This is a genomic window from Skermanella aerolata KACC 11604, from assembly GCF_000936425.1.
In the GTDB taxonomy this organism is placed as follows: Bacteria; Pseudomonadota; Alphaproteobacteria; order Azospirillales; family Azospirillaceae; genus Skermanella; species Skermanella aerolata.
In genome coordinates this window covers 1-5,944 of the sequence record NZ_AVFK01000115.1, presented here as the reverse complement: position 1 = coordinate 5,944, position 5,944 = coordinate 1, and the positions used below count along the sequence as shown (strand labels likewise).

General features: G+C 62.1%; 10 protein-coding genes. All 10 read left to right on the top strand.

All coding sequences use genetic code 11. The features are described from left to right. A partial coding sequence (locus tag N826_RS45075) for a hypothetical protein (protein ID WP_211099508.1) occupies positions 1–237 on the top strand: 237 nt, incomplete at its 5' end. 270 nt (positions 238–507) lie between these two features. After that, a complete protein-coding gene (locus N826_RS38285) occupies positions 508–732 on the top strand; it encodes a hypothetical protein (protein WP_044437757.1) in 225 nt (74 codons plus the stop codon). A gap of 37 nt (positions 733–769) precedes the next feature. Beyond that, on the top strand, positions 770–2,002 hold the full coding sequence (locus N826_RS38280) for a site-specific integrase (RefSeq protein ID WP_147041320.1): 1,233 nt from the start codon (positions 770–772) through the stop codon (positions 2,000–2,002). Between the two features lie 343 nt (positions 2,003–2,345). After that, on the top strand, positions 2,346–2,750 hold the full coding sequence (locus N826_RS38275; protein WP_044437754.1) for a hypothetical protein: 405 nt from the start codon (positions 2,346–2,348) through the stop codon (positions 2,748–2,750). A 119-nt stretch (positions 2,751–2,869) separates the two neighbouring features. After that, positions 2,870–3,193, top strand: a complete 324-nt coding sequence (locus N826_RS41180; protein WP_052832804.1) for an XRE family transcriptional regulator — start codon at positions 2,870–2,872, stop codon at positions 3,191–3,193. 50 nt (positions 3,194–3,243) lie between these two features. Then, positions 3,244–4,179: a hypothetical protein gene (locus N826_RS38270; protein ID WP_052832803.1), complete on the top strand. Its 936-nt coding sequence runs from the start codon at positions 3,244–3,246 to the stop codon at positions 4,177–4,179. Between the two features lie 101 nt (positions 4,180–4,280). Then, positions 4,281–4,688: a hypothetical protein gene (locus N826_RS38265; RefSeq protein WP_044437750.1), complete on the top strand. Its 408-nt coding sequence runs from the start codon at positions 4,281–4,283 to the stop codon at positions 4,686–4,688. A gap of 33 nt (positions 4,689–4,721) precedes the next feature. Next, entirely contained in the window at positions 4,722–5,060 is a 339-nt protein-coding gene (locus N826_RS38260) for an XRE family transcriptional regulator (protein ID WP_044437748.1), read from the top strand. Then, the gene (locus N826_RS38255; protein WP_044437746.1) at positions 5,057–5,467 is read left to right on the top strand and encodes a hypothetical protein; all 411 of its coding nucleotides are present in this window, start codon (positions 5,057–5,059) and stop codon (positions 5,465–5,467) included. Before N826_RS38260 ends, N826_RS38255 begins: the two co-directional genes overlap by 4 nt. A gap of 33 nt (positions 5,468–5,500) precedes the next feature. Beyond that, complete coding sequence (locus tag N826_RS38250) at positions 5,501–5,698, top strand: DUF2283 domain-containing protein (RefSeq protein WP_169789510.1); 198 nt, start codon at positions 5,501–5,503, stop codon at positions 5,696–5,698. The last annotated feature ends 246 nt before the right edge of the window (positions 5,699–5,944 follow it).

Genomic DNA, 5,944 nt, shown 5'->3' with positions numbered 1-5,944 from the left:
TATTGCGAGATCCAGCGCAACCCTTTTTGTCAACCCCGTGAGCAATCACCCTTTTGTTTTCCTCCTCTGAAAGGATGCGCGCCCTTTCTCGGTCCTTCGTTGAAAGGACGCTGTAAGGAAACGCCGGTGAATTTCGTCCTTTTGCGTTCATTGTTGTTCCTTACGATGTCCTTTTACATTCCTTGCCTCGTCCTTGCTTCGGCCTTTGGCGTTCCTTTCGCCGTCCTTGCCAAATAGGAACAGAGAAGGAAAGCGATCTCAAGCGCTGCACAGCCAGGCGCAACTGCGTAAGGATAAACGACCCTTTTTTCGTCCAAACTGTGCAAGGGTTAATGATAACCACGCTCTACAGTTAAAGGGAGAAGCATGAAAAATTCGAGAAAATCCGACCCTGCGGAGCCAAAAACAGAAAAACCGCCCAGATCAGGGCTTCACACTTCCGGATCCGGGGCCTAGATGCCCTGTATCGCCGCACCCATTGGCGGACAGGCTCGGAGGGGCGAAAAGATGAACCGATTTGAAACAGGATTCTTCAGGTTCCCGAACGCATCGGGAGCGCTTCGCGCTCCCGGACAGGCCAAAAACGGGTTCAGGAAGCGTGCTCTCGGCGAGAGCGGTTTCGCCGAGGAAAACCCACTCGAGCGCGTGGCGCATTCGACGCCGGCACATCCGCTCTCGAAGCTGGAATACACGGTCGATAACAGCGCCGGCGAGACGCCGGACGCTCGATGATTGGCAGGCGCTGTCACGGCCTGGCTGGAGGGAAGAAATGGTAACTTATGATAAGTCACCGGAGCCGAAGCGGGGCAGGGGGCGGCCGCGCACGAAGCCCGTTCCGGACGCTCAGGAGCCAAAGCGGGGCAGGGGCCGGCCACGCAAGGACCCGGTAACGGAGGATCCGGCGCCGAAGTCCGAGAGGCCGAGGATGGTGATCGGCAAGCCGTGCGCCTGGGGCCCCAGGCCCGCTCTTCAGGTGCGCAGGGAGGAGACCGAGGAGGACTACCACGCGGTCTCGGAGCGCATCCTCGGGTTGGCCCGGCGGGACGCGGCGTTTCGCCTCGAGCGCGGCCTCGACCTGGATCAGGTCCGGCTGAGGGATGCCGCGGTCTGGCTGGCGGCCGAGAGTAAGCGGTACCGGACGAAGACCTACGACCGTTACCGGACGGCCCTGCTCTGGCGCATGGAGCGTGACGGCGTGGAGACGGAGGCGCTTGATGAGCTTCGCTCATCAAGTCGCCAGGCCTGCCGCAGGACGCTAGACCGGGACAGCAACGCGATCAAACTCAAGTTCATCAGCTCGGACGACCTCACCAGACTTCAGGAAAGGCTGCGTGAGTACGATGACGATCCCAGGGTCAGGCCTGGTTACGCCGGGATCAAGACGAGCCGCCTCACTCTCGACTGGCTTGGAGGCTGCATTCTGATGGGCCTGCGTCCCAGCGAATGGAACGACGCCGACATCGAGATCCAGAACGGCGCTGAGGTCCTCGTCGTCCGGAATCGGAAATATTTCGAGACCGCCGACGGCAAGCCCTGGCGCGGCAACGGCCGTACCCGCACCCTGGGAATGGACTGGCTGCCGCCGGAGCTGAAGGACCGACTGCGCAGCCTGGTTGACGTGCTCAACGCCGCCCGCCGCGACGAGGAGTACGACCGCGTGTACACGCTGTGCCGGCAGGCGCTGTGGCGAGCCAACGTCGAGCTGTGGCCGAACCGGAAGCGCCACATCACGCTCTACTCGGGTCGTCATCAGTTCTCGGCCAGCGCCAAGGCGACCGGCCTCTCCCACGAGACGATCGCGGCCCTGATGGGTCATGCGAGCACGAAGACGGCCGGATCGTCCTACGGCAAGACGAAGCATGGCCACAACGTCGGAGGCAGCATACCGGACATTTCCCCGGCCGCCGTCGCCACCGTGAGGAACCGGGCCACGGCCCGGAATGAACGCGCCGAACGGGGCGACACCGCCAACAGCATCGTTGGGGCGGTCATGAAGGGCTGAGGGCCTGCGGACGGCGGATCCGCATTTCTCCGAAAACCCGGATAATTCGATTGACGCCTCCCGAAAAGAGGCAATATCCGTTTGTGTTGAAGGTTGTCACGCATGTCTTCCCAGAGTCGGCAAAACTTGGGACAATTTCAGAAGATCTGAATTTCCGTGTACGAGCAGGGGCGGTCGCAGGGCCGCCCCTTATTCGTGTTTTCCCGAACGGGCCGCCAAGCCGTCCGGCGGCGACACTTCCCGCTTGACCTGGAAGGCCAGGATCAACGATACATTTGCGACAGTTTCGCATGGCGGATGGCCGCCAGGAGGCTCTGCGGATCCTGGGTTGGCGAGGGCGGTCATGGACAGCACTATTCGCGCGAAGCTCGATGTCATCGCCAGCGTGTGCGGGCACCCCTACGCCACCTCTGAACTCGGCGCCTTGACCGCGCTCTATGCCGTCACCCAGGACGGCCTCACCGACCCGAAGGACTGGCTTGTGTTCGCGGGCGTCGCCGAGGCGACACTTCGCGTAGCGGATCCCGATATCGGCACGATGATCGACAGGATCAGGCGGCTGTCGCCCGTCTGGCTCGCGGCGCTGGTGACGGGTGCCATCTACTCCGGAATGCTCCGGACCAACGCCGATCGGGCCAGAGCGTTCAGCGAAGGCATGCTCGACCTCTTTGACAACGCCCCGGTGTTCCATCCGAGCTCGCGCGGCCCGGACAGGGCTGGGGCCGGAATGGATGCGGTCGATCGCTGATGGGACATTCGGATTTCGAAGACGCGATGGACTTCATCGCAACCTAAAACGGCAATACTTGCTCGGCGACGCCTATTCATGGTACAGCCGATCGTCGGTCCTGGGATGGGAAATGCTCGATGAATAGCACGTGGTACGGCAGCGGCCGGCAGTCTGCCGGGGATCGGCCGCCGCTCGGGGCCGGCGGCGCGAACCCCGCCGAGACACGGGTCAAGCTGCTGCTCGCCGGGCACATCCGGAGCGTCGCCGAGCGCTCAAGCCTCAGCCATGCAGACATCGCGATACGGACAGGCCTGGCACCCGAGATAGTCTCACGGATCGCTGGGGAGCAACTCGCAAACATATCCGTCTGGCAACTGATGAGGATGCTGGACGATCTCGGCGTCGCGATCGACATCACGCTCCACCTGCCGGACGGACGAAGGGTGATCGAGATGGGGTGACGGCCCGCGGGCCGTCACCCCATCGTCCCTCGCTTCACAAAGGCCATGACATGATCCAGAGCGGCGCCGAGACGATCGAACCCATAGCCATCAAGCGGCAGGGCCTCCACCCCTTCGACAGGAAGTTCATCGAGTGGTCGGCGGCCAGGAGGGATCTGCCCTTCGTCCTGGCGCTCCACCGGGCGACGGGCTGGCCGATCCACGTGATCGCCCTGCATGTCGGACGCCATCACGAGGTGCAGACGTACTACGTCATGGACGATCGGGGCAGGGTGTTGGCTCCGAACGGCATCATGGGACACGGCCCGTTCTCCTTTACCTGGTTTCAGGACATCAGGGCCAGTCACTCCGCGAAAATCCGGAGCATGCCCGATCCGGGCGAACTGCCCGATCCGCTGGAAGCCAGGAATACCCTGGAAATCATCCCGCTGCCGGACATCGCCGAGGCCGCCGTGGTTTATTCGGCTTTTCCGGAAAAAGCCCTGATCGCCGACCTTGGCAGGGGCGGCATTCTGGCCGGTGTGGAGAGCGAAGTGATCGCGGCGGCCCTCGGCCTGATCCGCAACAGGCCTTTCACCGACGAGGCCGGAAAACGGCTAAAACCCCGCGTCGAGTCCGACGATCTCAACGTCTTCACCCGGAAGCGGTGCATGGCTTTCAGCGAGGCGCTCCTGGCCCGGCCCGACAGGGCAGGGCTCAGGGGCTGCATCCTGGCCGAACCCGAGTTCTTCGAGCGATCCCCTTTGACAGCAGCCGGCTTCCACTCGGCCGTGTTCCATCCGGATGGTGAGATCGAGGACGCTTGGGGCAAGCGGACGCCCTCCAGTGCCGCCCAGCTGTTCGGCATGAAGCGGTGGGTGCTCAGCGCGGACGCCTATGCTTCCGTGCGGGATGATTTCATCCGCTCCTTTGACGGGACGCCTGGATTCTATGAGCGCCGCCTGTCGGAAGCCACCCGGCTCATCGAGAGGGAGTGGTCGCGATAGGGCCGGGGCCGACCCCGCAATGAGCTTGTAGCCAGTCCCCAGTCCGGCGTGTACTTTATGCCGTCGGCTGTACAAAGCCGGAATGTCGCGGCGGGAAGCTCATGACGAAGATCACCATCCTCTCCATCCCCCAGGATCGCCTCGAAGCAGGCCTGCGGTGCGTCTCCGAACTGGACGGGAGGACGCCGGAGCAGCTGGCGGCGGAGGGACTGGCGTTCTGGCTGAACCTGGGGTCGAGCGCACGAGAGGCGCTGCGCCGGCTCGATGGTGTCGCGATCGAGAAGGAGCGCGTCGAGGTTCTGAGAGAAGTCTCGCGCCTCATTACAGGCCGCAATTTCATGGTGAGCGGCAGGGTATTCAGCGAAGCCACGGCACACATGAGGGATCCGACGACAACGGACGAGCAGATCGATGCCGAGGCGGAGCGGATGATCGCGGAGGCGGGTTTCGCCGACTTCGACGTGCTGGAGGATATGATTTCGGGCGAGGGGCCGGAGATGAAGCGGTAGGGAGCGGTCCGCTGATGGGGCAGGGCAGTTGCGATGAAGAGCGTGTCTGACGGGAACGGCAACGAGATCAAGGTAGTCGCGGTCGAGTGTTTTCTTGAGCATATGGGATACCTCAATCCTGAGGAGACCCGCGTGAAGTTCCTGCTCACATGCCATATCGAAAACCTGATAGCCGATCTTGGATTGTCCCATGCCGAGGCTGCCGAGAAAACCGATCTGCCTGCCGAATTTTCCGTCAACGCCATCGCCGGGAAGGTCGAGGATATTTCGGTCTGGCAGCTCATGAGGGCGCTTGACGATCTTGGAGCTGTTGTCGATATCGCGATCCGCCTTCCCCGGGCTGGAAAGACCATCATTGAGATTGCGCCATGACGGACAAGACAACCATCCTCTCCGTAGCCCTCGATCGCCTGGAACAAGGCCTGGAGTGCGCCTCGGAATTGGACGAATGCGCGCCGGAGCAGCTGGAGGCGGAGGGATTAGCGCTCTGGCTCAACCTCGGCTCGAATGCCCGGCAGGCGCTGCGCCGCCTCGATGCGGTCGCGACCGAAGAGGAGAGGCTCGGCGTCCTGAATGAAATCGGCCGCACCATGAGGCGCCACGATTTTCGTATCGGACGACGGACGTTTCGAGAGGCCAACGCCCAGATGCATTGCCCATCACGCACCGAGGAAGAGATCAACGCCGAGGCGGACCGGCTGATCGCGGCGGCGGGTTTTGCCGGCAGCGATACGCTGGGCGCTGTGAGGTTCGATAAGGGGCCGGAGACGGGTATGTGACCGTGGGGTGCGCTCATTATGCAGAATAATCCAATGCTATATGACCCATCCACCGACAGCCTGTACGTGACGCTCGGGAATGGTCGCGTCCACGATACGGTCTTCGACGATGAGCGGGATCTCGCGATCGAGATCGACGCCAATGGTAAGGTCTTGGGATATGATCTTCAGCACGCGAGCAGGCATCCCGATGTCATAGCGGAAGCCATGATTCTGCTTCAGGGGCGATAGCCTTTCCAAGTGACCTTGGTAACGCCAGGGATCGAGGTAATGATCAAAGGTAGGTTTTACCGCCTTTATATCCCATACACAGCAAAATAGTCGTAGTCTGCCGTTTTAGCGTTTGTGACGGGAGGCGGGTATGACGTTCGATCTGAAGACCTTGTTAGACAGCGTGCGCACGGTCTCAGAGGCGGTTGCTTTCACCAATGGTAAGCGGGTTCTGACCGCACATTCCGGGCGCTGATCGCCTGTGGA

Bases quoted from the DNA above. Each gene is read 5' to 3' on its own strand.
- N826_RS38285 (WP_044437757.1), top strand. From the start codon at position 508: ATGAACCGATTTGAAACAGGATTCTTCAGGTTCCCGAACGCATCGGGA.
- N826_RS38280 (WP_147041320.1), top strand. From the start codon at position 770: ATGGTAACTTATGATAAGTCACCGGAGCCGAAGCGGGGCAGGGGGCGG.
- N826_RS38275 (WP_044437754.1), top strand. From the start codon at position 2,346: ATGGACAGCACTATTCGCGCGAAGCTCGATGTCATCGCCAGCGTGTGC.
- N826_RS41180 (WP_052832804.1), top strand. From the start codon at position 2,870: ATGAATAGCACGTGGTACGGCAGCGGCCGGCAGTCTGCCGGGGATCGG.
- N826_RS38270 (WP_052832803.1), top strand. From the start codon at position 3,244: ATGATCCAGAGCGGCGCCGAGACGATCGAACCCATAGCCATCAAGCGG.
- N826_RS38265 (WP_044437750.1), top strand. From the start codon at position 4,281: ATGACGAAGATCACCATCCTCTCCATCCCCCAGGATCGCCTCGAAGCA.
- N826_RS38260 (WP_044437748.1), top strand. From the start codon at position 4,722: ATGAAGAGCGTGTCTGACGGGAACGGCAACGAGATCAAGGTAGTCGCG.
- N826_RS38255 (WP_044437746.1), top strand. From the start codon at position 5,057: ATGACGGACAAGACAACCATCCTCTCCGTAGCCCTCGATCGCCTGGAA.
- N826_RS38250 (WP_169789510.1), top strand. From the start codon at position 5,501: ATGCTATATGACCCATCCACCGACAGCCTGTACGTGACGCTCGGGAAT.